The sequence below is a fragment of the Rhodococcus sp. Chr-9 genome, assembly GCF_000801125.1.
GTDB classification, from domain to species: Bacteria; Actinomycetota; Actinomycetes; order Mycobacteriales; family Mycobacteriaceae; genus Rhodococcus; species Rhodococcus pyridinivorans.
This window is the reverse complement of record NZ_JTIZ01000099.1, coordinates 35,228-60,220: the sequence shown is the minus strand read 5'-3', so window position 1 is coordinate 60,220 and position 24,993 is coordinate 35,228. Positions and strand designations below refer to the sequence as shown.

General features: G+C 70.7%; 28 protein-coding genes. 17 read left to right on the top strand and 11 right to left on the bottom strand.

The annotated features are described in order from the left end of the window. Position 1: 1 nt before the first annotated feature. Positions 2 to 658, bottom strand: coding sequence for a response regulator transcription factor (locus QR64_RS14970; protein WP_039585974.1), 657 nt, complete (start codon positions 656 to 658; stop codon positions 2 to 4). 15 nt (positions 659 to 673) lie between these two features. Continuing rightward, on the bottom strand, positions 674 to 2,056 hold the full coding sequence (locus QR64_RS14965; protein ID WP_039585973.1) for an MFS transporter: 1,383 nt from the start codon (positions 2,054 to 2,056) through the stop codon (positions 674 to 676). 185 nt (positions 2,057 to 2,241) lie between these two features. On the opposite strand from QR64_RS14965, the gene QR64_RS14960 reads away from it, so the two are divergent. Together QR64_RS14960 and soxR are read left to right on the top strand one after the other, a co-directional pair. Further along, positions 2,242 to 2,460 (top strand): hypothetical protein, encoded by a 219-nt coding sequence (locus QR64_RS14960; protein WP_235367157.1) that lies wholly within the window; start codon positions 2,242 to 2,244, stop codon positions 2,458 to 2,460. Between the two features lie 98 nt (positions 2,461 to 2,558). Continuing rightward, the gene (gene soxR / locus QR64_RS14955; protein ID WP_039585970.1) at positions 2,559 to 3,050 is read left to right on the top strand and encodes a redox-sensitive transcriptional activator SoxR; all 492 of its coding nucleotides are present in this window, start codon (positions 2,559 to 2,561) and stop codon (positions 3,048 to 3,050) included. A gap of 10 nt (positions 3,051 to 3,060) precedes the next feature. Here soxR and QR64_RS14950 read toward each other — a convergent pair whose 3' ends face one another. Both QR64_RS14950 and QR64_RS14945 read right to left on the bottom strand, forming a co-directional pair. Then, on the bottom strand, positions 3,061 to 3,945 hold the full coding sequence (locus QR64_RS14950; RefSeq protein ID WP_039585968.1) for an alpha/beta fold hydrolase: 885 nt from the start codon (positions 3,943 to 3,945) through the stop codon (positions 3,061 to 3,063). Between the two features lie 13 nt (positions 3,946 to 3,958). Beyond that, entirely contained in the window at positions 3,959 to 4,192 is a 234-nt protein-coding gene (locus QR64_RS14945) for a hypothetical protein (RefSeq protein ID WP_019289588.1), read from the bottom strand. A 138-nt stretch (positions 4,193 to 4,330) separates the two neighbouring features. Here QR64_RS14945 and QR64_RS14940 point away from each other — a divergent pair, with 138 nt between their 5' ends. Then, positions 4,331 to 5,365 (top strand): NAD(P)H-binding protein, encoded by a 1,035-nt coding sequence (locus tag QR64_RS14940; RefSeq protein WP_039585965.1) that lies wholly within the window; start codon positions 4,331 to 4,333, stop codon positions 5,363 to 5,365. Positions 5,366 to 5,374: 9 nt separating this feature from the next. Then, positions 5,375 to 6,118, top strand: coding sequence for a VIT family protein (locus QR64_RS14935; protein WP_039585962.1), 744 nt, complete (start codon positions 5,375 to 5,377; stop codon positions 6,116 to 6,118). A gap of 72 nt (positions 6,119 to 6,190) precedes the next feature. Here QR64_RS14935 and QR64_RS14930 read toward each other — a convergent pair whose 3' ends face one another. Further along, complete coding sequence (locus tag QR64_RS14930) at positions 6,191 to 6,397, bottom strand: hypothetical protein (protein WP_006552774.1); 207 nt, start codon at positions 6,395 to 6,397, stop codon at positions 6,191 to 6,193. A 130-nt stretch (positions 6,398 to 6,527) separates the two neighbouring features. On the opposite strand from QR64_RS14930, the gene QR64_RS14925 reads away from it, so the two are divergent. Then, complete coding sequence (locus tag QR64_RS14925) at positions 6,528 to 7,724, top strand: Fic family protein (protein ID WP_039585960.1); 1,197 nt, start codon at positions 6,528 to 6,530, stop codon at positions 7,722 to 7,724. 45 nt (positions 7,725 to 7,769) lie between these two features. On the opposite strand, the gene QR64_RS14920 is transcribed toward QR64_RS14925, so the two are convergent. Then, complete coding sequence (locus QR64_RS14920) at positions 7,770 to 7,994, bottom strand: DUF2188 domain-containing protein (protein WP_039585957.1); 225 nt, start codon at positions 7,992 to 7,994, stop codon at positions 7,770 to 7,772. A 154-nt stretch (positions 7,995 to 8,148) separates the two neighbouring features. Between QR64_RS14920 and QR64_RS14915 the strand changes: the two genes are divergently transcribed. Together QR64_RS14915 and QR64_RS14910 are read left to right on the top strand one after the other, a co-directional pair. Then, positions 8,149 to 9,189, top strand: coding sequence for a tyrosine-type recombinase/integrase (locus tag QR64_RS14915; protein WP_039585992.1), 1,041 nt, complete (start codon positions 8,149 to 8,151; stop codon positions 9,187 to 9,189). A 79-nt stretch (positions 9,190 to 9,268) separates the two neighbouring features. Continuing rightward, positions 9,269 to 10,708, top strand: a complete 1,440-nt coding sequence (locus tag QR64_RS14910; protein WP_019289593.1) for an NAD(P)/FAD-dependent oxidoreductase — start codon at positions 9,269 to 9,271, stop codon at positions 10,706 to 10,708. 55 nt (positions 10,709 to 10,763) lie between these two features. Here the strand turns inward: QR64_RS14910 and QR64_RS14905 are convergent, their stop codons facing one another. The 4 genes from QR64_RS14905 to QR64_RS14890 all read right to left on the bottom strand — a co-directional run bounded on the left by QR64_RS14905 (position 10,764) and on the right by QR64_RS14890 (position 13,088). Next, positions 10,764 to 11,213: a PaaI family thioesterase gene (locus tag QR64_RS14905; protein WP_006552769.1), complete on the bottom strand. Its 450-nt coding sequence runs from the start codon at positions 11,211 to 11,213 to the stop codon at positions 10,764 to 10,766. Positions 11,214 to 11,331: 118 nt separating this feature from the next. Continuing rightward, positions 11,332 to 11,817: a hypothetical protein gene (locus tag QR64_RS14900; protein WP_039585954.1), complete on the bottom strand. Its 486-nt coding sequence runs from the start codon at positions 11,815 to 11,817 to the stop codon at positions 11,332 to 11,334. After that, a complete protein-coding gene (locus QR64_RS14895) occupies positions 11,814 to 12,092 on the bottom strand; it encodes a hypothetical protein (protein ID WP_052227316.1) in 279 nt (92 codons plus the stop codon). The genes QR64_RS14900 and QR64_RS14895 overlap by 4 nt, the downstream gene beginning before the upstream one ends. Before the next feature lie 279 nt (positions 12,093 to 12,371). Next, positions 12,372 to 13,088, bottom strand: coding sequence for a hypothetical protein (locus QR64_RS14890; protein WP_006552766.1), 717 nt, complete (start codon positions 13,086 to 13,088; stop codon positions 12,372 to 12,374). A gap of 196 nt (positions 13,089 to 13,284) precedes the next feature. On the opposite strand from QR64_RS14890, the gene QR64_RS14885 reads away from it, so the two are divergent. The 7 genes from QR64_RS14885 (at position 13,285) to QR64_RS14855 (ending at position 20,585) form a co-directional block, all read left to right on the top strand. Continuing rightward, positions 13,285 to 14,703 (top strand): FecCD family ABC transporter permease, encoded by a 1,419-nt coding sequence (locus QR64_RS14885; protein ID WP_006552765.1) that lies wholly within the window; start codon positions 13,285 to 13,287, stop codon positions 14,701 to 14,703. Continuing rightward, positions 14,700 to 15,836 carry a FecCD family ABC transporter permease gene (locus QR64_RS14880; protein ID WP_039585951.1) on the top strand — a complete coding sequence of 379 codons (1,137 nt, stop codon included), beginning with the start codon at positions 14,700 to 14,702 and terminating at the stop codon, positions 15,834 to 15,836. The genes QR64_RS14885 and QR64_RS14880 overlap by 4 nt, the downstream gene beginning before the upstream one ends. Beyond that, positions 15,833 to 16,705: an ABC transporter ATP-binding protein gene (locus QR64_RS14875; protein WP_006552763.1), complete on the top strand. Its 873-nt coding sequence runs from the start codon at positions 15,833 to 15,835 to the stop codon at positions 16,703 to 16,705. The genes QR64_RS14880 and QR64_RS14875 overlap by 4 nt, the downstream gene beginning before the upstream one ends. A gap of 78 nt (positions 16,706 to 16,783) precedes the next feature. After that, positions 16,784 to 17,194 (top strand): BlaI/MecI/CopY family transcriptional regulator, encoded by a 411-nt coding sequence (locus tag QR64_RS14870; protein WP_006552762.1) that lies wholly within the window; start codon positions 16,784 to 16,786, stop codon positions 17,192 to 17,194. Between the two features lie 13 nt (positions 17,195 to 17,207). Continuing rightward, positions 17,208 to 18,158: a M56 family metallopeptidase gene (locus QR64_RS14865; RefSeq protein ID WP_006552761.1), complete on the top strand. Its 951-nt coding sequence runs from the start codon at positions 17,208 to 17,210 to the stop codon at positions 18,156 to 18,158. Positions 18,159 to 18,229: 71 nt separating this feature from the next. Next, entirely contained in the window at positions 18,230 to 19,681 is a 1,452-nt protein-coding gene (gene gndA / locus QR64_RS14860) for an NADP-dependent phosphogluconate dehydrogenase (RefSeq protein WP_039585949.1), read from the top strand. 4 nt (positions 19,682 to 19,685) lie between these two features. Next, complete coding sequence (locus QR64_RS14855; protein ID WP_039585947.1) at positions 19,686 to 20,585, top strand: DMT family transporter; 900 nt, start codon at positions 19,686 to 19,688, stop codon at positions 20,583 to 20,585. On the opposite strand, the gene QR64_RS14850 is transcribed toward QR64_RS14855, so the two are convergent. Beyond that, a complete protein-coding gene (locus tag QR64_RS14850; protein ID WP_052227319.1) occupies positions 20,539 to 21,183 on the bottom strand; it encodes a class I SAM-dependent methyltransferase in 645 nt (214 codons plus the stop codon). The genes QR64_RS14855 and QR64_RS14850 overlap by 47 nt on opposite strands. Positions 21,184 to 21,487: 304 nt before the next feature. On the opposite strand from QR64_RS14850, the gene QR64_RS14845 reads away from it, so the two are divergent. Genes QR64_RS14845 through QR64_RS14835 form a run of 3 tightly spaced genes read left to right on the top strand, consistent with a single transcriptional unit; the run spans position 21,488 to position 24,953 of the window. Beyond that, positions 21,488 to 22,903, top strand: a complete 1,416-nt coding sequence (locus tag QR64_RS14845; RefSeq protein ID WP_039585945.1) for a hemolysin family protein — start codon at positions 21,488 to 21,490, stop codon at positions 22,901 to 22,903. Continuing rightward, positions 22,900 to 24,018, top strand: a complete 1,119-nt coding sequence (locus tag QR64_RS14840) for a hemolysin family protein (protein ID WP_033098307.1) — start codon at positions 22,900 to 22,902, stop codon at positions 24,016 to 24,018. The genes QR64_RS14845 and QR64_RS14840 overlap by 4 nt, the downstream gene beginning before the upstream one ends. Further along, positions 24,015 to 24,953: a hypothetical protein gene (locus QR64_RS14835; RefSeq protein WP_039585942.1), complete on the top strand. Its 939-nt coding sequence runs from the start codon at positions 24,015 to 24,017 to the stop codon at positions 24,951 to 24,953. Before QR64_RS14840 ends, QR64_RS14835 begins: the two co-directional genes overlap by 4 nt. Positions 24,954 to 24,993: the final 40 nt, after the last annotated feature.

Here is a 24,993-nt window from a genome sequence, read left to right as displayed (position 1 = left end):
GTCAGCCGCCCCACCGGTAGCCGTAGCCGCGGATGGTGGAGATGAGTCCGGGGCGGGCGAGTTTGGCGCGCAGCCCGGTCATGTGCACGTCGAGCGACCGGGAGATCGCCACATAGGCGTCGCCCCACACGGCGTCCATGAGTTGTTGGCGGCTGACCGCGGCGCCGGAGCGGGCGACGAGGACGGCGAGCAGGTCGAATTCCTTCGGGGTGAGGGTGACCGGTTCGCCGCCCACCTCCACTTCGCGGGCGTCGAGGTCGACGACGACGTCGCCGGCGCGGACGATGCGGGAGGACTCGGACAGCGCGCGGCGCCGTTGGGTGACGACGTCCACGCGGGCGAGCAGTTCGGCCAGGCGGGCCGGTTTGACGAGGTAGTCGTCGGCGCCGCCGCGCAGGCCGCGTACCACCGAGCGTTCGTCGCCGCGCGCGGTGAGGATCACGACGGGGACGTCGTTGACGGCCCGCAGTTGCCGGAGCACCTGCAGGCCGTCGGCGTCGGGCAGGCCGAGGTCGAGGATGACGACGTCGAGGTCGCGGTGTCCGAGGAGCAGGTCGGCGCCGCGCCGCATGCGGATCGGCCGGTGGCCGTGGGAGGTGAGGGCTTCGACGAGGGCGTCGCCGACGCCGTCGTCGTCCTCGACCACCGCGATCTGCACGTGGGTCCCTTTCGGTCAGTGTCGCGAGGTGGCCAGGTCGGCGTGCTCGTCGGGGGTGTCGGTGTGGGTGCTCGTGCGGTCGGTGCTCGTGCGGTCCAGGGGTGAGCCGTCGGAGGTCTCCCGCATGAAGAAGTACACGACGAGCGAGACGGCGATGCAGCCGGTCACGTAGTAGAAGAATAGCGATTCGTGGCCGGCGCGCTTGAGCGCGAGTGCGACGGTTTCGACGGTGCCGCCGAAGATCGCCAGGGTCAGCGCGTAGGGCAGGCCGACGCCGAGCGCGCGGACCTTGGTGGGGAACAGTTCGGTCTTCACGATGGCGTTGACCGAGGTGTAGCCGGTGACGACGGTCAGGCCGAGCATCATCAACCCGAACGCGATCAGCGGGTTCGTGGTGCTGCCGAGGATCGTCATCAACGGGACGGTGAGCACGGTGCCGCCGACCCCGAAGAAGATGAGCAGTTTGCGGCGGCCGATGCGGTCCGACAGGGCCCCGCCGATGGGTTGCAGGACGATGAACACCAGCAGGGCGGCGAAGTTGATCCAGGCGACGGTGTCCTTGGAGATGCCGGAGGTGTTGATCATGTATTTCTGCATGTAGGTGGTGTAGGTGTAGAACGCCACGCAGCCGCCGAGGGTCAGCGCGCACACCAGTAGGCATTCGCGGGGGTACTGCAGCAGCATCCGGATGCCGCCCTGCTCGGGCGTGCTCTCCGGCCGGTCGGTGGCGCTCTTGGCCGCGACTTCCTCGGTGAACGCTTCGGATTCGTCCATGGTGCGGCGCAGCCACATCACGGCGACGGCGGCGACGGCGCCGATGACGAACGGGATGCGCCAGCCCCACGCCTGCATGGCCTCGGCGGAGAGGGTGAGCTGCAGGACGATCTGGACGCCGAGGGCGATGAGCTGTCCGGCGACGAGGGTGACGTACTGGAAGCTCGAGTAGAACCCGCGGCGTCCGGGTGAGGCGACCTCGGCGAGATAGGTGGCGCTGGTGGCGTATTCACCACCGACGGACAGTCCCTGCATCATGCGGGCGAGGACGAGAAGAAGGGGTGCGGCGAGTCCGATGGTCGCGTAGTCCGGGGTGACGGCGATGATGAGGGAGCCGACGGCCATGACGGTGACCGACAGGGTCAGCGCCGAGCGCCGTCCGCGCCGGTCGGCGTAGCGGCCCATGATCCAGCCGCCGATCGGTCGCATGAGGAATCCCACGGCGAAGATCGCTGCGGTGGACAGCAGTTGGGCGGTGGGGTCGCCTTCGGGGAAGAATTCCTTCACGAAGTAGACGCTGAACGCGGCGTAGACGTACCAGTCGTACCACTCGATCAGGTTGCCGACCGAGCCTTTCAACACGTTGCCGATGACTCGGCGTTCGCCCGTCGAGGTGGTGCTCACCCGGGACTCCTTTCGCTGCGTGGATCTGTGCGCTCCCCACAGTGGTTCGGGTCACAGTGGTTGCGGAAGGGTCTGTGGTGGTTCCTAACACTCCCTTAGGAATGTGGTCGGGACGGGTGGGATCGGCGTGGCGCGCGGGGTGCCGCTCCCCCGCTGTGCCGGTCGGAGGTTCTACGGTGGTCGACGTGACGATCCCCGCATCGAGTTATCTGTTCCAGGCCCGGACGTTCGTGAGCGGTTCCCGTAAGTGGCGGTTCGAGGCGGCGTTGGCGACGGCGCGGGTCTGCGAGCGGTTCGAGCGGCCGTACCCGAAGTCGGTGCGGAGGTGGGCGCACACCGCGTACGACATGTTGCGGATGGATGCGCCGGAGGTCGCTGCCGAGTTCGGGCCGCCGTCGTTCTGACCCCGGGCGCTCACGCGACCCGGGTGCCCGGTGTCTTCGGTGGCCGGTACTGTGCAGCACAACTCGATCACGATGTCTGCGGGGCGAGGAGGGGGCCGATGAACCCTGCGATATGGCTGACACCCGGGCAGTTGGCGGACCGTTCCGGGGTGGCGGTCTCGGCGCTGCACTACTACGAGTCGCGTGGTCTGATCACCAGTCGCCGCACCTCGGGCAATCAGCGGCGTTATCGTCGCGACACGCTGCGCAAGGTGGCGTTCATCAAGGTCGCGCAGGGTGTGGGGGTGTCCCTGGAGGAGATCAAGGATGCGTTCGATTCGTTGCCGGACAGTCGTGTGCCGACGACGGAGGACTGGGCGCGACTGTCGCGGGCGTGGCACGACCGGCTGACCCGCCGCATCGAGGATCTCACCGCGTTGCGCGACAGTTTCACCGATTGCATCGGCTGCGGGTGCCTGAGTTTGGCGTCGTGTCCGCTCGCGAATCCCGGTGACGTGCTCGGGCAGCAGGGTCCGGGTCCGCGGCGGCTATCGGTGCACGACGACGATGCGCCGATGGAGTCGGCGCCGCGCGCGGAGTCGTCCGGCTGAGGTCATGCGGTCAGGTGCGCGCGGCTTCGATCTGCTGCACGAATCGGGCGGTGGCGTCGGCGATGTTGCGGGGGTGGGAGCGCGGCGACCAGTGCCCGGCGTCGAGTGGGTGGATGCGCAGGTCGGTGACCCAGCGGGGGGTGTCCTCGTAGCCGACGGGGCGTACGGCTCGGTCGCGCAGGTTCTGGATCAGCTGGACCGGGACGTCGGTGTGCCGCTCGCGGGGTCGGGCGAGCCGCGTGCGGATGTTCGCCCGGTACAGGGACAGTCCGTGCACCATGTCGTCGGCGAGGGTCGGGGCGACGGGGGCGATCGCGGCGGGGTCGGTGCGGTCGAAGAACCCGACGAAGGCCGGCCAGTGGCGGGCGAGCGGGCCGCGCAGCACCGGATTCGGCAGACCGGGGATCTGGAAGGCGAGGGTGTAGGCGGAGGCGAGAGCCTGTTCGGCGGGGCCGAGTGGGCGTTTGCGCCGGAGACGGCGGCGCATCCACAGGCCGAGATGGTCGAGGTTGGGGCCGGAGATCGAGGTGTAGGAGGCGATGCGCTCGCCGGCGTCGGGTTCGCACACCGCTTCCCAGCACAGCACCGCGCCCCAATCGTGGCCGAGTAGGTGGACCGGGTCGTTCGGGGCGAGGGCGTCGATGACGGCGTGCAGGTCGGCGGCGAGGTGCTCGAGCCGGTAGTGCGCCACCGCGCGGGGGACGGTGGAGGCGCCGGCGCCGCGGTTGTCGTAGCGCAGGATGCGGAAGTCGTCGGCGAGCAGGGGTGCGACGCGGTCCCACAGGGCGTGGGTGTCGGGCCAGCCGTGGACGAGGACGAGGGTCGGTCCGTGCGGGTTGCCTTCTTCGACGACGTGGAGTCGGACGGGCCCGTTGGTGACGGTGTGGGTGGTCATGGTCGTCCTGTGGTCATGGTTGTCCTGGCGTCTCGGGGGCCGGTGGGTGGTCGCCGGTGGGCCGGGTGAACAGTGTGCGGCGGCGCAGGCTGCTGGCGATGGCGAAGAGGGATTCGGAGACGGAGGTGGGCCGGCCGTGGCGGCGCTGGACGAGATGTCCGAGGGCGGACAGCAGTCCGGCGCCGAGGGGGACGGCGAGGACGAACAGGATCCGATGTCGGAGTGGGCTGCCGCGCAGCATCGACATGGGAGGCCTCCTTCGATACCGGCCACTGTATTTGTGACCAACGGTAACACTATTTCCGGTGATGGGAACCACTCCTGATGTTTCGCGACGGTCCCGCGCGTGCATCCCTCCCGAAGGCGACAAGGGACGGGACAGCGCATGAGAGTTCTCGTGATCGGTGCCTCCGGCTACGTCGGCAGCCGGGTCGTCCCCGCCTTCCTCGCTATCGGCTGCACCGTGCGCGCCGCCGCTCGGAACCCGACGGCCTTGCGACGCTTCTGGTGGCACGACCAGGTCGAGACCGCGCGAGTGGACGTCACCGCCGCGCACACTCTCCCACCGGCGTTCGACGATGTCGACGTCGTGGTCTATCTCGTGCACGGGATGCGCTCGGCGCACTTCCGGGACCTCGACCTGGCAGCGGCCCGCACCGTCCGGCACGCGGTCGATGCCTCTCCGGTGACGCGTGTCGTCTACGTCTCCGGGTTCGTCCCCGAGTGTGCGCCGGACGCGCTGTCCGAGCATCTGCTCTCGCGTTGGGAGGTCGAGCAGGAACTGTCCCGCTCCCGCCGCACGGTGATCACGCTGCGAGCCGGGATGGTGCTCGGCTCCGGGTCGACGAGCTTCGAGGTGCTCGGCCAACTCGCGGGGCGCCTACCCGTCACCGTGGTACCGGATTGGATGGAGTCGCGGGTCGAGCCGATCGCGGTCGTCGACCTGGTCGCCGCGGTGCTCGGGGCGGCCGTCGCGGACACTCCCACGGACTCGTTCGATGTGGGCTGCGGACAGTCGCTGCGTTATCCCGAGTTGCTCCGCCTCTACGGGCAGGTCACCGGCATGCCGCGCGCCCAGGTCACCGTCGCCGGATTGCCGGGCGCGGTGATCCGCCGGTTCGGCTCGTGGTTGACGGAGGTGCCGTCGGGAACCGTGGCGGCGTTGATGGAGAGCCTGCGGCACGACATGACGGCCCGCGATCGTCGGTGGATCGGCCGCCTGGCCCCGGCTGCTCATCGGCCGTTGGGGATCGTGCAGGCGTTGCAGCGCGCGGTGCTGCCCACCGATGCGGGTGTGCCGTGCGCGCAGCGGGACCCGATGGGTGCGCTGCCCGGAGACCCGGAGTGGGCGGTCGCCGCCGCGGAGGCGCGCCGATACTCCGCCGTGGGGATCCCCCCACGCCGCCGTCCGTCGGTGTAGCTTCACGACATGCCCCGTCCGGATCCGGCGTCACCGAACGATTCCCGCAGGCGGCACGAGGACCGCGAACCGCACACCGCCGGGTTGGCGAGCAAACTCAACTGGCTGCGGGCGGGTGTGCTCGGCGCGAACGACGGCATCGTCTCGACCGCGGGACTGGTCGTCGGTGTCGCGGCCGCGACGGCGAACGAGTCGGCGATCCTCACCGCCGGTGCGGCCGGGCTGGCCGCGGGGGCGGTGTCGATGGCGCTGGGCGAATACGTGTCGGTGAGCGCCCAACGCGACACCGAGCGCGCGGCGCTGTACACGGAACGTCGCGAACTCGCCGCCATGCCGGAGGCCGAACTCGCCGAACTGGCCGCGCTGCTCGAGGGGAAGGGCTTGTCGGCGGTCACGGCGCGTGCCGCGGCGGAGGAGTTGACGGCGCGGGACCCGCTGGCCGCGCACGCCGAAGTGGAGTTGGGGATCGACCCGACCGAACTCGCGAATCCGTGGGTGGCGGCGTTGTCGTCGGCCGTGTCGTTCACCCTGGGGGCGCTGGTGCCGCTGCTGATGGTGGTCGCGGCGCCCGACACGGTGCGTATCCCGGTGACGTTCGTGGCGGTGTTGTGTGCGCTGGCGGCGACGGGATCGATCAGTGCGTGGCTCGGCCGCGCCCGGCGGGGCCGGGCGGTGGTGCGGGTGGTGTTCGGTGGTGCGCTCGCGATGGTGGTGACCTACGGGGTCGGCCAGTTGTTCGACACCGTCGTGTAGCGGTGCGCAAGCCCGGCGTCCCCGCTCCGCGGCCCGTGCCGGTCCGCGGGGCGGGGTGTACCGAGCGGTGCGTCAGTCGACCGGGCCGAGCGCGGGAGCGGTCACGAAGCTCAGCGCGTCGTTGCCGGCGAGATGGTTGTCGATGATGCGCTCGATGGCCTGCCGCCATTCCTCCCGCACCGTCCCGGCGTCGTCGCCGGCATCGAGTCTCTGCAGGATGTTGTGCTGCGCAACGTGATAGGCCATGGGCGTGTCGATGTCGAAGGTCGGTAATGCCATGGCCCAGCACCCTACGTCCGAACCACCTGTGGCCCAAACCTCCGGTTCCGGCCGTGCACAACGGCCGGAACCGAACCCACCCCCGATCCATACCATCGGATAATCGACTATCCGATGGTATGTTCCGGGGATGGCATCGGTTGACGTCGCGTCCGGCTGGCCCGCGGTCACCTACGAACAGCACCCGTGGGTGAGCAGCGATGCCTACGGCTCGCGGCGGGAGAAACGCCTGACCACCGGCCCCTACCGCGCCGCGGTCCCCCCGCTCATCGCCCACCGGCCCCTCCCGCTCGACGGCGAACTGCAGGCCCTCACCGAGGAAGCCGCGACGGAACTGACCCGCTTCGATGTCGAGGTCGGGCACATCACCGCCCCGTTCGCCTCCATCTTGCTGCGCACCGAGAGCGCGTCGAGTTCGGAGATCGAGAACCTCTCCAGCGGGGCGCGGCAGATCGCGCTCGCCGAACTCGGCGAACACGCCTCCCGCAACGCTCGCCTGATCGTCGGCAACGTGCGGGCGATGCGCGCGGCGCTCGAGCTGTCCGATGCGATCGACGCCGCCGCGATCCTGCGGATGCACCACGCGCTGCTCGAGTACGACGATCCGACCATCGCGGGACGGTGGCGCACCCAGCAGGTGTGGATCGGCGGGGGCAGCCTGGGCCCGCACACCGCACAGTTCGTGCCCCCGCACCACGCGCGGGTGCCCGAGCTGATCGACGACCTGGTGGCCTTCGCCCACCGGGTGGATCTGCCGGTGGTCGCGCAGATCGCGGTCGCGCACGCCCAGTTCGAGACCATCCACCCGTTCCCGGACGGCAACGGCCGGGTGGGCCGCGCGCTGATCCAGGCGATGTTGCGCGGCGGGCAGCTCACCCGCAGTGTCGCCGTGCCGGTCTCGGCGGGCCTGTTGCACAACACCGGGGAGTACTTCGATGCGCTCGGCGCCTACCGCGCCGGGGACATCGGGCCGATCGTGCACTCGATCGTCGACGCGTCGTTCGCGGCGGTCGCCAACGGCCGCACGCTCGTCGCCGATCTCGAGGCGGTACGCGAGCTGTGGCGGTCCCGGGTGACGGCGCGGCGGGATTCGGCAGTGCACCGGCTCTCGGACGTACTGCTGCGCCAGCCGGTGATCGACAACCGGTCGGCCGCCGCGGCCTTGTCGGTGACCGGCGCCAACGCGCAGATCGCCATCGATCGGCTGGTGGACGCGGGGATCCTCACGCAGATCACCGAGGGGCGCCGCAATCGCATCTGGCAGGCCAAGGATGTGGTGCGGGTGCTCGACGAGTTCGCCGCGCGCGCCAAACGCCGCCGCGACTGACCTCCTCGGTATCGATCGCCCCGGCGACGGTCGGTTCGGGGTCGATCAGCCCGGGATGTCGCGCGGGTCGTGACCGTAGGTGTTGCGTTCGCCGATCGTCCCGTCGAGGTTGTGGACGAGGTGTTCGACCTTGCGGCGGCGCGCCTCCTCGCGGCCGGCGGCGACGGCCTCCTCGCGGGTGGGATAGGTGCCGAGCAGGTCGCTCGAGCCCTCGATGCGGTTGTGCCAGGATCCGTCCTGGTGGAACGTCTCGACATCGCCTGCGGGCATGGGGTGCTCCTCTCCACGAACGGTCGGTTGTCCATCGCGTACCCGGCGCCGGTCTCCCCGAATCCGGACGCGGTCCCTGCTGTCCCGTCGGTCCCTGCTGTCACACTGGACTCGCACATCTGTACGAGCGGATCTTCACGGGAGGGGCATCGTGGTGGGCAGCGCGACCGAGCCGGGATTGTCGGACTGGATCGGGTCGTATCTGGAGACCTTGCAGACCGCGAAACGGTCTCCGCACACCATCAAGGCCTACCGGCTCGACCTGCACGCGGTGCGCGCGCATCTCGCGGCGACTGCCGCCGTGCCGGAGGACGCGTTGACACTCGGGGACGTGACGGTACGCGGGCTGCGGTCGGCGTTCGCGGCGTTCGCCGCCGAGCGGCAGCCGGCGTCGGTGCGCCGCGCCTGGTCGGTGTGGAACAACTTCTGCAACTTCCTCGTCTCCGAAGGGGTGTCGGAAGGCAACCCGATGGCCTCGATCGCGCAGCCCAAGAAACCACAGCACACCCCGAAAGCGTTCTCCCCCACCGCGATCAACCAACTCGTCGACACCGTCACCGTGGAGGCGCAACGCCCCGCGGAGTCGGCGCGGGACTGGCCGCAACGCGATCTCGCGCTCATCGCGACCCTGCTGCTCACCGGGATCCGCTCCGACGAGTTGATCCGGCTCGATGTGGGCAGCATCCTCGGTGGCTGCCGGGCACCGGTGCTGCGGGTGCTCGGCAAGGGCGCGATCGAACGGGAGATCCCCCTCGAAGACAGCTGGACGGCGATCGTCACCGCCTATCTCGAGGAACGCTACGCCCGCTTCCCCGCCGCGCGGCGCCGCACCCGCGACCGCGACGAGTTGCCCGTGTGGGAGCGGCACGACCCGGCCGACCCGCTGTTCGTCGGCGCGGACGGCAAACGCATCACCCGCGGCACCCTGCAGTACCGGGTGCGGCGCATCTACCGCCGCGCGGGTATCGAGTCCGAACGCAAACGCGGTGCGCTCGCCCACGCGCTGCGGCACACCTTCGCGACGAGCCTGGCCGACAGCGGCGCAACGATGGTCGAGTTGCAGCAGCTGCTCGGGCACCGGTCGTTGCAGACCGTGCAGGTGTACACCTCGGCGACCAACGATGCGGTGCGGCACGCCGCCCGGCACAACCCCGTCTACGGGCTGCTCGGGTCGCTCGGCGACGGGCCGGGCTAGCTCGTCGGTTGCGCTGTGGGCGGGCGCGGCAACTGCAAGACTGGGGACAAGATCCATCCGGCAACGTGAAGGAGCATCCATGAGCGTCGAGCAGACCGAACCCCGCCGTCATCGTGTGGTCGTGATCGGATCCGGTTTCGGTGGGCTGTTCGGGACCCAGGCCCTGGCTCGTGCCGATGTGGACGTCACGCTCGTGGCGCGCACCACCCATCACTTGTTCCAGCCGTTGCTGTACCAGGTGGCCACGGGCATCCTGTCGGTCGGCGACATCGCCCCCGCGACCCGCATGGTGCTGCGCAAACAGAAGAACGCGCAGGTGCTGCTCGGGGACGTCGAGAGGATCGACCTGGAGAACCGGACGGTGACCTCCCGGTTCCTCGAGCGCTACACCACCACGCCCTTCGACAGTCTCATCGTCGCCGCCGGCGCCGGCCAGTCCTACTTCGGCAACGACCAGTTCGCCGAGTTCGCGCCGGGCATGAAGACCATCGACGACGCCCTCGAGCTGCGCGGCCGGATCCTCGGGGCGTTCGAGCAGGCCGAACTGTCCCACGATCACGACGAACGCGCCCGGTTGCTGACCTTCGTGGTGGTCGGTGCCGGTCCGACCGGGGTGGAGCTGGCCGGGCAGATCGCCGAGCTCTCACGCCGCACCCTCAAGGGCACCTTCCGCAACATCGATCCGACCGAGGCGCGGGTGGTGCTGCTCGACGGCGCCTCCGATGTGTTGCCGGTCTACGGCGGCAAACTCAGCCGCAAGGCCCGTAACACCCTCGAGCGGCTCGGGGTGGAGATCCAGCTCGGCGCGATGGTCACCGATGTCGACGCCGACGGTCTCGTCGTCAAGGAGAAGGACGGTTCGCAGCGGCGCATCGAGTCGCAGTGCAAGGTGTGGTCGGCGGGCGTGTCGGCCAGTCCGCTCGGCAAGCAGCTCGCCGAGCAGTCCGGGGCGCAGGTCGACCGGGCGGGGCGGGTGGAGGTGCTGCCTGATCTGACATTGCCGGGGCATCCGAACGTGTTCGTCATCGGCGACATGATGTCGCTGAACAAGCTGCCCGGTCTGGCGCAGGTGGCGATGCAGGGCGGCAAGTACGCGGCCCGGCAGATCATCGCCTCCCTCGACGGCGCCGACCCGACCCATCGGGAACCGTTCAAGTATTTCGACAAGGGCAGCATGGCGACCATCTCGCGGTTCAGTGCGGTCGCGAAGGTCGGCAAACTCGAGATCAGCGGGTTCCTCGGCTGGGTGGCGTGGTTGTTCATCCACCTGCTGTATCTGGTGGGGTTCTCGTCGAAGCTGTCGACGCTGTTGTCGTGGGCGCAGGCGTTCTTCTCCACCGGCCGCAACGAGATGGCCGCGACCGAACAGCAGGTGTTCGCGCGGATCGCGCTCGAGCACATGCGCGCGGACGAACCCGACGGCGACTCGCAGAACGGCGAGAGCGCGACGAAGGACGGGGACCGCTCCGCACAGGCGCCGGCCGGGCAGGGCCGCGGCGGGACGCAGGCTGCGGGCTGACCGTCGGCGCTCCGGCCGGGCGCGGTGTCCCGGCCGGAGCCGCCCGGCTACAGGGTCAGTGCCCGATGCGGTCCGCGTTCGTGATGTTCGCCAGGCGCACCTGTCCCTGCGCGACGAGACGGTCCTGCTCGTCGACGATCTCCACCCGCCACACCTGCTGGGTGCGGCCGCGGTGGACCGGGGTGCCGGTCGCGGTGAGGACCCCTTCGCGGGTGGCGCGGAGGAAGTCGGTGTTGTTGTTGACCCCGACGACGTTGCCCTTGTCCCCCAACCAGTTGGCGCCGGCGACGCTGGCGACGGTCTCGATCACCGCGCAGTACACCCCGCCGTGCACGATGCCGTAGGGCTGGTGCTGCGTGGGGGTGATCGTCCACCGGGCTCGCGCGAGATCGGGGCCGAGTTCGACGAACTCGAGGCCGAGGGCAGTGTTGAAGCCGGTGTCGTTGACGGCGTTGATCGCCTGCACGTCGTGCTGGGCCGGGGCGGAGGTGGACTGGTCGCTCATACGGGCTTCCCTTGTTCGTGCGTGGTCTCGACCGGCCGCCGGGACAGGTGGCCGTCGAACGATGGTAGGACATGGCGGTTTTCGGCCGGCCCACCTCCGACCGTGGCAAGCGGGGTGGTCACTGCAGGGTCACCAGCAGCGCGTAGGCGACGATCGAGTGGCCGTCGGGGATCGGCCCGAACCGGTGCACGGTCCGCGGGCCCTCGTACTCGACGCCGTACCAACCCGCGTCCGCGGTCGGAATCCTCCTGGTTCGTTGGATCACCGGATGCCGTTCGGCGACCCGGGCGCGCCCGTGCGGGCGGGTGCGGTACAGCATCCACAGATAGCGGTCCCACACCAGATGCCCCGTGAGCACGACGTCGCCGAGGGTGTCGAGCTGCGGTGGCAGCACGGTGGTGAAGCCGTGACCGAGATGGGCGAGCAGCTCGACCCGATCGTCGACGGTGACCTGCTCGACCCGGGCGGGCACGTGCCGCGCGAGTTCGCGGATGCAGTCGCTCGCGCCGGGGGTGGTCCAGGAGGTGGTCGGTTCACACACCTGGCCGGGAGCAGGCGGGTCGGGCCACGGTTCGAGGTCTTCGATCATCCACAGGGTGGTCATCTCTCGGTGCTTCCCAGGACGCGGTCGAGAAGATGCTCGACGAGTTCGAGCGGCGTCCGTGAGGTCGAGTATCCCTGCAGCATGCCCTGCGCCAGCCCTCCCGCTGCCATGACGACGAGATCGGCGTCCGCTTCCGGATCACCGGCGTCCTCGCCGGTGCGTGTCCGCCGGAGTTGGTCGGCGACGATGGTCGCCAGGGCGCGCGGCGCCGCGAAGGTGTCCTCGGCGGTGATGCCCTCGCCGGTGATCGCGGACCATCCGAACGCGCCGAGCACCGGGGTCTCCTCGCGTCGTTGCTCGTCGAGGGCAGCAGTTCCGTCAGGACCGCGCGGATCGCCTCACGGGGGGTGGCGTCGGGGCCGAGTTCGCTCCGGCGTCGTGTGAAGCGGGCACCGGCGTCGTCCATGACCGAATTGCCGTGCACGCCGGGCGCGGGGTGCTCCGGACACACGACGGCGGGCCCCACATGGATGTGAGGCCCGCCGCGGGAAGGGACCGGGAGTCACTGCAGCCCTCAGGACTCCGCTGCGGTCCGGCAGTCGGAACGGATTCGATTATAGGGAAGGCTGCCCTAATCCGGCAAGGCCTCGGACCGGATAGCCGGCGGCGACGAAGGCGTCGAGCAATGCCTGACCGCGGCGCGCGGCGGTACGGCGGGAGGCACCACCGAGCACGGGTAGCTGGGCGGCGCCGGTGACGACGGTGCGCCCGACGATCGCCCAGAAGCGGTTCCGGTCGAGCGGGACGAGGGACCGCAGCGCGAGATGGACGGCATCGAGAGCGGTCGCGGCGCGGTGCGCGGTCCACACCGCCATCGCCTGCTCGCACGGCAGCACCACCACGTCGCGTTCCCCGACGGCGCGGTCCTCGGGCAGCACCCGCAGGGTGTCGTCGGCGAGACCGGCCCAGTCGATGCAGCCGTCGCTGTCCTGGTGCAGCCACAGATTATCCAGACCCGGATCCCAGACGCGGCCCTCGAGGGCGTAGGGGGCGAGGACGCGGCCGACCACGGCGTGGATGAGGGCGCCGGCGACCTGCTCGACGGCGATGCGCGGGTCCTCGGTGTCGAGCAGGGCACGGTCGTAGAGCGCCTCGATGCGCTGCTGGCGTTCACCGCCGCCGAGGAACCACCAGCGGCGGCGGGGTTCTTCGTCGATACAGGCCACCGCATACACGCGCGGGGCTCCCGCAGCGAGTGCGCGCAGCCGAGCGCGCGTGTCCTCGAACGGGCGGACGGGTGCCGCCGTGGGCGGCAGCAGCAGCGTCGTCATCCGACACCTCCTGATCGACGGTGAATCTTGATTAGGTAAGCCTAACCATTGCATCCGGGGGTGGTGTGCGCAACCCCATCCCCTACTCCCGTCGGCACATAGGATTCCGTAACCTAACTCCGAAGGCCTTCGCGTTCCCCACGATCCGCGACGACCCGAACCGCACCACCGCCTTCCCGAGGAGCACCCCGCGCCCGTGACCGTCACCCCACACGCCCCACCGGACGCCGACCCGACCGCTCCGCCCCGCCCGGGACGCCGGATCGCCGCCGTCCTGTGCGACCTCGCGCTCCTCGCCATCCCCCTGCTCATCGGCGCCCTCGTCGTCGACACCCTCGCCGACGCCAACGGCGGCGGCCAGACCGACCGCATCGTCTTCGGCGGCGCCGCCCTGGCCGCCGCCGCCGGACTGCTGTGGTGGAACCACGGCTACCGCGCCGGCCGCACCGGCCAAAGTCTGGGCCTGCAGTGGACCGGGCTCGTGCTGCGCGACCGCGCCACCACCGGACCGGCCGGCACCCGCCGTGCCCTGCTGCGCCGCGGCACCGAGATCGTCACCGAACGCCACGCCCGCCACGACGAGTTCACCCCGCGCCCCACCGACGGCAACGTCGCCGCCCTGCGCCGCCGGCGCCTGCTCGGCCTGGCCGCGCTGCTCGTACTGCTGGTGCTCGGCGCGCTCGCCAGCATCGCCGTCGGCGCCCGCCCGATGACCTTCGCGGAGGTCTTCCACGCCCTCGTCGTCAACGACGGCTCCGAAACCGACGTGATCGTGCATTCGCTGCGCATCCCCCGCACCCTGCTCGCGCTGCTGGTCGGCACCGCGCTCGGCGTCGCCGGCGCACTGATCCAGGGGCACACCCGCAACCCGCTCGCCGACGCCGGTCTGCTCGGCATCAACGCCGGCGCCGCCTTCCTGGTGGTGCTGTCGATCTACCTGTTCGGGCTCTCCACCCCGGCGCAGTATCTGTGGTTCGCCTTCGCCGGGTCCGCGCTCGCCAGCATCGTGGTGTTCGGATTCGCGTCCATCGGCAACGGCGGCTCGAGTCCGCTCAGTCTCGCGTTGGCGGGCGCGGCGGTGGCGTTCTTCCTGCAGGCGATGATCCAAACCATCGTGCTGCTCGACCAGACCAGCCTCGACGGCTACCGCTTCTGGGTGGTCGGCTCCGTCGCCGGCCGCGGCATGGACGTCTTCTGGCAGGTGTTGCCGTTCATCGTCGTCGGACTGCTCGTCGCGCTCGCCTCCACCCCGGCCCTGAACCTGCTCAGCCTCGGCGAGGACGTCGCCCGCTCGCTCGGCACCAACGTCGTCACCACCCGGGTGATCGGCATCGCCGCGATCACCGTGCTCACCGGCGCCGCCACCGCCGCCTGCGGACCCATCGCCTTCGTCGGATTGATCGTCCCGCACATCGCCCGCGCGGTCACCGGCCCCGACTACCGCTGGCTCGTGCCCTATGCCGGGCTGCTCGGCGGGGCACTGCTCGTCCTCGCCGACGTCGTCGGCCGCATCGTGGTGCGCCCCGGCGAACTGCAGGTCGGCATCGTGCTCGCCCTCATCGGCGCCCCCTTCTTCATCGCCCTCGTCCGTCGCCGGAAGCTGGTGGCCTTGTGAACGACACCCCCACCCCGTCCCTCGACACGAACGAGCCGACGACGGACAAGCGCCGCTCACCCGTGCAGGTCTCCACCCGCGTCCCGGGCCGGCCCGCCTTCCGGCTCGGCTCCGTCTCCGTCGTCTGGCGTGCCCGCATGGTCATCGTGTGCGCGCTGATCGTCGTCGCCACCGCGGTGCTGCTGTCGATCTCCCTCGGCCGCGGCGACTACCCGCTCAGCCCCCTGCAGGTCGTCGAGGTGCTCCTCGGCGGCGGGGAACGACTCGACCGGTTCATCGTCTTCGACCTGCGCCTGCCGCGCGGGATCGCCGCCGTGGTCGTCGGCGCCGCCCTCGCGGTCTCCGGCGCCATCACCCAATCGGTGTCCCGCAACGCCCTGGCCAGCCCCGACATCCTCGGCATCACCGCCGGCGCCTCCGCTGCCGCCGTGGCCCTGATCGTCGTCACCAGCGGCGGTTCCATCGTCGGACTGCTCGCCACCCTCGGATTGCCGATGTCGGCGCTGCTCGGCGCGCTGCTCACCGCCACGGTCATCTATCTGCTGGCCTGGCGGCGCGGCGCCGACGGCTTCCGGCTCGTGCTCATCGGCATCGGCATCAACGCCATGCTCATCGCCCTGACCCAGTGGATGCTCGTCTCCGCCGACATCAACGACGTCAGCCGCGCCCAGGTGTGGCTGACCGGCTCGCTCAACGGTGTCTCCTGGAGTCAGGTGGTGCCCGCCGCGATCGCGCTGCTGCTCGTCGGCGGCTGGGCCGCGACCGCCTCCTTCACCGTCGGGGCGCTGCGCCTCGGCGACGACACCGCCCGCTCCCTCGGCGTGAAGCTGCAGACCCAGCAGGCGCTGCTGCTCGTCGCGGCGTGCGCGCTCGCCGCCGTCGCCACCGCCGCCGCCGGCCCCATCGGCTTCGTCGCCCTCGCCGCCCCGCAGATCGCCCTGCGCCTCGTCGGCTCGGCGGGCAGCCCGATCATCGCCTCCGCCCTGACCGGGGCGCTGTTCGTCGTCGCCGCCGACCTCATCGCCCGCACCATCCTGCCGGTGCCGCTGCCCGTCGGCCTGGTCACCTCCGCACTCGGCGGCCCCTTCCTGCTGTACCTGCTGGTGCGTTCCAACCGAAAGGTCTCCCGATGACCGACACCCATCTGCCTGCCGTCCCGGCCCCCGGCCCGATCGAGCACGCGGCGCCGCGACTGGTCGCCGAGCACATCAGCCTCGGCTACGGCGAACGGCTCATCGTCGACGACCTGGACCTGTCCATCCCCACCGGGGTCGTCACCACCGTCATCGGCCCTAACGGCTGCGGCAAATCCACCCTGCTGCGCGCGCTGAGCCGGCTGCTCAAGCCCCGCACCGGCACCGTGCTGCTCGACGGGCACGACATCACCACCATGCGCACCCGCGAGGTCGCCCGGGTGCTCGGCATGCTGCCGCAGGCCCCCGTCGCGCCCGAAGGGCTCACCGTCGCCGATCTGGTCTCCCGCGGCCGGCACCCGCACCAGTCGTGGTTCCGGCAGTGGTCCTCCGACGACGAGGACGAGGTCGCCATCGCCCTCGAACGTACCGGCATCGCCGACCTCGCCGACCGGCCCATCGACGAACTGTCCGGCGGGCAACGGCAACGCGCCTGGATCTCCATGGCGCTCGCACAGGGCACCGACATCCTGCTGCTCGACGAACCGACCACCTATCTCGACCTGGCGCACTCGGTGGAGGTCCTCGACCTCGTCGACCGGCTGCACAGCGAACTCGGTCGCACCGTGGTGATGGTGCTGCACGACCTGAACCTCGCCGTGCGCTACAGCGACCACCTCGTGGTGATGAAGGACGGCCGCGTCGTCGCCTCCGGGGTGCCCTCGGAGGTGATCTCCGTGGAACTGCTGCGCGAGGTGTTCGACCTCGACGCCTCGGTCATCGACGATCCGGTGTCCGACCGGCCGCTGATCGTGCCCATCGGCACCCGCCACGTCTACGGCGCCGCCGGAGGTCCCCACCGGAGGTGACGATGGTCCCACCGCAGGTCAGAACCTACGACTAGGGGTAGTACGCACATTCGTCGGAGAAATCCGTAGAATCGACCCATGGCAGCACTCGGCGAACTCGAACGCGCAGTGATGGACCACCTGTGGTCCACCCCCGAACCACAGACCGTCCGGCAGGTCCACGAAGCCCTCTCGGCTCGACGCAACCTCGCGTACACCACCGTCATGACGGTCCTGCAGCGCCTCGCCAAGAAGAACCTCGTCATCCAGCAACGCGACGACCGCGCCCACCGCTACCTGCCGGTGCACGGCCGCGACGAACTCGTCGCCAGCCTCATGGTCGACGCCCTCGACCAAGCCGACGAGACCGCCGGCCGCGCCGCCGCCCTCGTCCACTTCGTCGGCCGCGTCGGCGCCGACGAAGCCGCCGCCCTGCGCGCGGCGCTGGCGAAACTCGAAGCGCAACACGGCGACGACAGCACCGGCCACGACACCGAGCGGGCCGGCTGACACACTCGATGTCATGAACGCGACCACGGCGCTGTTCTTCGGAACCACAGCGCTTCTCCTCGCCGGTCCGGTGCCGGGGCTGCTCGCCCGCGCCACCTGGCCGCACCGCAACCCCCGGGCCGCCCTCGTGCTGTGGCAGTCCGTGGCCCTGGCGGCGGTGCTCTCCGCGTTCTCCTGCGGCCTGGCCATCGCCGCCCGCCTCCTCGCACCCGGCGCCGACGGCCGACCCACCACCGGGCCCCTCGAAGAGATCGACGCCCTCGGTCTGCCCCTGTGGCTGACCTACGTCATCGTCTTCGCCCTGACCGTGTTCATCGGTGCCCGCCTGACCTTCTCCATGCTGCGCGTCGCGGTACGCACCCGCCGCCGCCGCTCCCGCCACCGCATGCTCGTCGACCTGCTCGACCGCCGCGAGAGCGGCGCCGCCGTCCGCCACCACCCGCACGTGCGGATCCTCGACACCGCCGACCCCATCGCCTACTGCCTGCCCGGGCTGCGGCACCGGGTGGTGCTCAGCGAAGGCACCCTCGACAACCTCGGCGACGACGAACTACGCGCGATCCTGCGCCACGAACACTCCCACCTGCGCGCCCGCCACGACCTCATCCTCGAGGCGTTCACCGCCGTCTACGAAGCGTTCCCCCGCGTCGTGCGCTCCGGCTCGGCGCTCGGCTCGGTCAAACTGCTCGTCGAGCTGCTCGCCGACGACTCCGCCGTCCGCAAGACCGGCCCCGCACCGCTGGCCCGCGCCCTCGTCGCCTGCGCCGGCGCCCACACCCCCACCGGCGCCCTCGCCGTCGGCGGACCGAGCACCGTGCTGCGCGTGCAGCGCCTCACCGGACCGGGGCCCAACCTCGGCATTTCCGCCGCCGCCTACACCGCCGCCGCCGCCATCCTCGTCGTACCCACCATCGCCGTGGCGGTGCCCTGGCTCACCGAACTGTCCCTGCTGCTCGGCCTCTGAGCCGCGACACGCCGCGCCGTTCGGCCCGCCCCGATTTCGATCGGCCCCCGTTTCGGGGGAAGCTGTAGACCATGACCGTCGAACGCACCGAAACACCGCAGGCCCAGATCGGCGTGACCGGACTGGCCGTGATGGGCTCGAACATCGCCCGCAACTTCGCCCGCCACGGCTACACCGTCGCCCTCCACAACCGCAGCATCGCCAAGACCGACGCGCTGCTCGCCGAGCACGGCAGCGACGGCACCTTCGTCCGCACCGAAACCATCGACGAATTCGTCGCCTCCCTCGAAAAGCCGCGCCGCGTCCTGATCATGGTCAAGGCAGGCGACGCCACCGACGCGGTCATCAACGAGCTCGCCGACGCGATGGAACCCGGCGACATCATCATCGACGGCGGCAACGCCCTCTACACCGACACCATCCGCCGCGAAGCCGCCCTGCGCGCCCGCGGCCTGCACTTCGTCGGCGCCGGCATCTCCGGCGGCGAGGAAGGCGCCCTCAACGGCCCGTCCATCATGCCCGGCGGCCCCGCCGAATCGTACGAGGCGCTCGGCCCGCTGCTCGAAACCATCGCGGCCCAGGTCGACGGCACCCCCTGCTGCACCCACATCGGCCCCGACGGCGCCGGCCACTTCGTGAAGATGGTGCACAACGGCATCGAATACGCCGACATGCAGCTCATCGGCGAGGCCTACCACCTGCTGCGCGACGCCCTCGGCTACGACGCCGGGCAGATCGCCGACGTCTTCGCCGACTGGAACACCGGCACCCTCGAGTCCTACCTCATCGAGATCACCGCCGAGGTGCTGCGCCAGACCGACGCCGCCACCGGCAAACCCCTCGTCGACGTCATCGTCGACGCCGCCGAACAGAAGGGAACCGGCCGCTGGACCGTCAAGGCCGCCCTCGACCTCGGCGTCCCCGTCACCGGCATCGCCGAAGCGGTCTTCGCCCGCGCCCTGTCCGGCTCCCGCGACCAGCGCGCCGCCGCCCGCGGCCTTGCCGCCGGCAACCTCGGCGCCGCCCCCACCGACGCCGCGCAGTTCACCGAGGACATCCGCGCCGCCCTGTACGCGTCGAAGATCGTCGCCTACGCGCAGGGCTTCGACCAGATCGCCGCCGGCAGCGCCGAATACGGCTGGAACGTCGACCGCGCCGCGCTCGCAACGATCTGGCGCGGCGGCTGCATCATCCGCGCCCAGTTCCTCAACCGCATCAAAGAGGCCTACGACGCCGACCCGGCCCTGCCCAGCCTGATCCTCGCACCGTACTTCCGCGACGCCATCGAGATCGGCATCGACAGCTGGCGGCGCGTCGTGGTCACCGCCACCCAACTCGGCATCCCCGTCCCGGCCTTCGCGTCGTCGCTGTCCTACTACGACGGGCTGCGCGCCGACCGGCTGCCCGCCGCCCTCACCCAGGGCCAGCGCGACTTCTTCGGTGCCCACACCTACGAGCGCACCGACAAGCCCGGCAAGTTCCACACCCTGTGGAGCGGGGACCGCTCCGAAGTGCAGGCCTGACCCGATGACGGGCACGGCAGTCGCCGTCCTGTGCGCACTCGCCGCCGCCGCGCTCATCGCGGTCGGCAGTGTCGCGCAACAGACCTCGGCCGCTGCCGTGCCCGACACCGACTCCTTCGTCGGCTCGCTGCTGCGCAGCCCCCGCTGGTGGGCGGGCATCCTCGGCGACGGCGGCAGCTACGTACTGCAGGTGATCGCGCTCGTGTTCGGGTCGGTGCTGCTCGTCCAGCCCCTGCTCGTCGCGTCGCTGCTGTTCGCGTTGCCGCTCGCCGCCGCCACCACCGGCCGCCGCGTCACCCGCACCACCTGGCTACTCGCCGGCGCACTGTGCGCGGCGCTGGCGATCTTCCTGCTCGTCGGCAACCCCAACGAAGGCACCGGAGATGCCGCCGCCGTCCGCTGGGCGCTGCCGCTCGGGGCGGTACTCGCCGTCACCGCCGCCGCCGTCGTCGTCGCCCTGCTCTCACCGCGGTTACGGGCGCTGTCGTTCGGGATCGCCGCCGGCATCCTCTACGGGGTGACCAGCGCGTTCACCAAACACGTCACCGACCTCGCCGAAGGCGGCATCGGCCCACTGCTCACCTCGTGGCAGACCTGGACGCTCGTCGCCGCCGGCGCCGCCGCGATCTACCTGCAGCAACGCGCCTTCCAGGCCGGATCGCTCACCGCATCGCTGCCCGCCCTGACGGTCGGGGAACCGCTCGCCGCGATCGTGCTCGGCATGACCGTGCTCGGTGAACACCTGCGCACCGACGGCCCCGGACGGATCCTCGTCGGCGCCGCGGTCGTCGTGATGCTCGTGACCACCGTGGCGCTCTCGCGCGCCCAGGCCGCCGACACCCCCGCCGAGACCGCGGCTACGCCCGACCCAGCACCGCCACCAGAAACTCCGCGTCGTCGCTGAACGGCCGCAGATCCCAGGTCGAGAGCCGCACCTGCACCGCCAGACCCGCCTGCTGCGCGTCGGCGAAGAACTCCTCGAACGGATACTCGCGGCCCGCCCCGAAACCGATCACCGCCCGGCCCTGCGGCGCCAGATGCGCCGCGAAATTGCGCAGCACCGCCACTCGGGTCGACGGCGCCACGAAGGTCATCACATTCCCCGCGCACACGATCACATCGAAGTCGGCGTCGACACCGCGGGCCGGCAGATCCAGCTCGGCCAGATCCCCGACCAGCCATTCCGGCCCCGGATGATCCTCCTCCGCCGCCGCGATCAGCACCGGATCGACATCCACCCCCACCACACGGTGCCCGGCCCGGTGCAGATAGCCGCCGAGCCGGCCCGGTCCACACCCGGCATCGAGGATCCGTGCCCCGCGCGGCACCATCGCATCGATCAACCGGGCCTCCCCGACGGTGTCCTGCCCCTGAGCGACCATCGTGCGGAACCGTTCGACGTACCACGACGAATGCGCCGGATTCTCCGCCACGATCTCCTCCCACCGGCTCGGCACCCGCTCGCCGCTGCCGCCGTGTTCCGGACCCTCGCCGCCGCTCATCCACGCTCCTTCGTTCCACTGCCACACCTGCTCGACCCCCACCGTAGGCGCCGCGCCGTCGCCTGCACCGCGACACACGGCAACCCCGCTCAGTAGAATCGGTACCCGTCGAAACCACTTCCGGCAGGCGGACACCGTCCGCGACCGGACCCGACGAGAGGACACCGGTGCCCGCGGCACCCACCACCAGCCCACCACCCGACACCAGCTCCCCCTGCCCGGAGTGCGACTCCGGGCCGGAAGGATCCTCTAGCGGGCCGGGTCACCACCCCGGCCACCACCCCGCCCGGCAGGACCGCCCCTGATGTCCGTCCTGCTCGATATCGCCGCCCTCCTCGGCTTCGTGGCGCTCACCGCAGGCACCGCCCTGTTCGTCGCCGCCGAGTTCTCCCTGACCGCCCTCGAACGCAGCGCCGTCGACGCGCACGCCCACGACGGCGACCGACGCGCCCGGCAGGTCCAGCACGCGCACCGCACCCTGTCGTTCCAGCTGTCCGGCGCCCAGCTCGGCATCACCATCACCACACTGATCACCGGCTATCTCGCCGAACCGATCCTCGCGCAGTTCTTCACCCCGCTGTTCGACGCGATCGGCCTGAGCACCTCCGTCGCCGCAACCGTCTCGCTGGTCCTCGCGCTGCTCATCGCCACCTCCTTCTCCATGGTCTTCGGCGAACTGGTCCCCAAGAACATCGCCATCGCCCGGCCCATGGGCACCGCCCGCGCCACCGCCGGCCTCCAACTGGCGTTCTCGCTGCTGTTCCGCTGGGCCATCCTCGGACTCAACGGCGCCGCCAACCACATCGTGCGGCGCCTCGGCATCGAACCGGCCGAGGAACTGCGCTCGGCGCGTTCCCCGCAGGAACTCGGGTCGCTGGTGCGCGCCTCGGCCCGCAGCGGCACCCTCGACGAGCACACCGCCCGCCTGGTCTACCGCTCCCTGCAGTTCGGGGACCGCACCGCCGAGGACCTCATGACCCCGCGCAGCACCGTCGAGAGCCTCGACCGCAACGCCACCGTCCTCGACCTCATCGAACTGTCCGCCCGCACCGGCTACTCACGCTTCCCGATCGTCGACGGCGACCTCGACGCCCCGCTCGGCGTCGTGCACGTCAAGCACGCATTCACCGTGCCCGGCCCGGCGCGCGGCACCACCGCCGTCGGCGCCCTCGTCCGCCGCGTGCCCACCGTGCCGTCCAGCCTCGACGGCGACACCGTCATGGAACGGGTGCGCTCGGACGGCATGCAGGTCGCGCTCGTCGTCGACGAATACGGCGGCACCGCCGGCCTGATCACCATGGAGGACCTCGTCGAGGAGATCGTCGGCGACGTCCGCGACGAACACGACGAGACCGAACTCGACGCCCACCGCGAGGGGGACGGCTGGTCGTGCACGGGTCTGCTGCGCACCGACGAGCTCGCCCAGCTCACCGGCTACCGCGCCCCCGACGGCGACTACGAGACCCTCGCCGGACTGATCCTCACCGAACTCGGCCGCATCCCCGAGGTCGACGACGAGATCCAGCTGCCGCTGCGCCGCGGCGAACGCGACCTCACCTGGTACGCGCGCATCCTCGAGATGGACGGGCACCGCATCGACCGGGTGCTGCTCGTCCCCGGCGCCGCCCCCGACCCCGAGAACCCCGACGGCGACAGCGATGGGGACAGGGACGACAGCGACGACGCCCCCGCTGCCGACGAGGGTGGTGAGCGTCGATGAGCGACTGGTTCGCGATCGTCCTCGCCGTGCTGCTGCTCGCCGGCAACGCCTTCTTCGTCGGCGCCGAGTTCTCCCTCATCACCGTCCGCCGCGACCGGCTCGAGACACTGCTCGCCCAGGGCAAGACCCGCGCCCGCACCGTCATCCACGCCGGCGAACACCTCTCGCTCATGCTCGCCGGCTCCCAGCTCGGCATCACGATCTGCTCGATCCTGCTCGGCCGCGTCGCCGAACCGGCCATCGCGCACCTGATCGAGGTGCCGCTGCATGCGGCCGGGGTGCCCGACGCGCTGCTGCACCCCATCGCGTTCACCATCGGGCTCACGATCGTGGTGGTGCTGCACATCCTGCTCGGCGAGATGGTGCCGAAGAACATCGCCATCGCCGGCCCGGAACGCGCCGCGATGCTGCTCGTGCCGATCCACCTGCTGTTCATGCGACCCGCCCGGCCGGTCATCGCGTTCTACAACCTGTGCGCCAACGCCACCCTGCGCGCGGCGCACATCGACCCGAAGGACGAACTCGACACCTCCGTCTCCGCTGTGGAGCTCACCGAGATGATCGGTGAATCCCGCTCCGAGGGGCTGCTCGACGCGGAGGAACACAAGCGCCTCACCCGTGCTCTGGCCACCGGCGACCGCACCGTCGCCGACGTGATGATCCCGCTCGCCCGGGTGCGCACCGTCCCGCACACCGGCGCGGGCCCGACCCTCGGCGACGTCGAGCACGCGGTCACCACCACCGGCTTCTCCCGGTATCCCACGCGCCGACCCGACGGCACGATCACCGGCTATGTGCACATCAAGGACGTGCTCGATCTGGTGCGGGAACAGTCCACCGGTCCCGAGACCGTCATCCCTACCGCGGTGATCCGGAAGCTGCCGACCATCGGGATCGGTGACGGTCTCGACGAGGCGCTGGCCGCGCTGCGCCGCAACAACGCGCATCTGGCCGGGGTGACCGACACCACCGGAACGCTGCGGGGCATCGTCGCGCTCGAGGACCTCGTGGAAGAGTTCGTCGGGACGGTCCGCGACGCCACCCACCGGGTCGCGGATCCGCTGGGCAACCGCCCCCGCACGACCGCACCCCGATCGACCGAACGAGAACCATGACCCACTCCCCGTCCGTGACCGACCGCCCGGCGATCCTGGCCGAGACCGAATGGACCGCGCGGCGCGACGCCCACCACGCCGTCGTGGACGAGCTGCTCGCCGGGCATCTCGAACGACGCGCCGCCGGCCGCACCCATCCCGTGCACGACTTCCTGTTCACCTACTACAGCCTGCGGCCGAGTCAGCTGCGGCGCTGGCATCCCGGCTACGGCACCGTGCTGCTCGGCGCGGCCGCGGTGCGCGGCTACCGCGACCATCCCGGCTACGAACGGGCCACCGTCGACGGGCAGCCGGGGGTGCGGGTGAGCCGGGAGGTGCTCGACCGACGCGCCGACACCGTCGACTTCGTCGCGGGGCTGCTCACCGCGACCTCCTCCCGGCCGCCGCAGCTCGGCTGCTTCGGATTGCACGAATGGGCGATGGTGTACCGGGCGGGAGCCGACGGGGTGCGGCACTCGTCGGTGCCGTTGCGGCTCGGCCATACCGGAACCGACACAGTGGTGGAATCAATGCAGCTCCGATGTACCCATTACGATGCGTTCCGGTTCTTCACCCCCGACGCCGTCCCACGCAACGCCACCGAACTGACCCGCGACCAGCAGGTACGCACCGAGCAACCCGGCTGTCTGCACGCCGGCATGGATCTGTACAAGTGGGCGTACAAGCTGCTGCCCCTGACGGATTCGGAGCTGACGGTGCGGTGCCTGCGACACGCGTCCGCAGCCCGTGAATTGGACATGCGGGCGAGCCCGTATGATCTCGAGGACTACGGCTACTCGCCCATCAGGATCGAGACTGCCGCAGGACGCGCACAGTACGTCCGCGAGCAGTCGGCGCTCACCCGTCGCGCCGCAGCTCTGAGAGAAGAGCTGGTGAATCGATGTACCGTCCTACAGACGCACAGAACCACTGCGTCCGTTACTACCGGCGGGTAACATAATCGACGATTCCGTGTGGCCGGAACGTTTCCGGCCG